Below are 451 nucleotides of genomic sequence, written 5' to 3' on the forward strand. Positions count from 1 at the left end.
CCCGCCTTGGGCAGCAGATGATCGGCAACAGCGCGGGCGAGCTCGACGGGGACGTCTTCCAGCCAGTCGCAGAACACCACCGCCCGCGCCTTATCGATCAAACCCGCCGACAGGGCATCCCGCACCCCCGGCAGGCGAACTTTCAGATCGTAGGCGAACCCGTATTCCCGCTCGGCAGCCCGGCGGGTGAGCCCCAACGCCGACCTAACCTCATCGGGTGAGTTCTTGTCCGGCTCCGCCATTTTCTCCATGCCGGAGACGGAAATCTCATACAGGCCGACCTCGGCCATCACGGTGGCTTTCCGGGCTTGCACGTGCGCTTCAAGGCGGGCATATGCCTGCATCACGATCACGGCGTCGAAGCCGTCCAGCCTGGCGATATCGATCCCATCCAGCACGGCGGCCAGCTCCACGCCGGGGGCCATCAGCTCCAGGCCCTCGGGGATCGGCT

At 66.1% G+C, this 451-nt stretch carries 1 protein-coding gene; it reads right to left on the minus strand.

Annotation, left to right across the window (positions count from 1 at the left end; translation table 11 throughout):
• Nucleotides 1-451, minus strand: a 451-nt coding sequence (locus QSK17_RS35755) for a hypothetical protein (protein WP_285711136.1), incomplete at both ends; no start/stop codon positions are given.

This window comes from Microtetraspora sp. NBRC 16547 (assembly GCF_030268965.1).
Taxonomy (GTDB): Bacteria; Actinomycetota; Actinomycetes; order Streptosporangiales; family Streptosporangiaceae; genus Microtetraspora.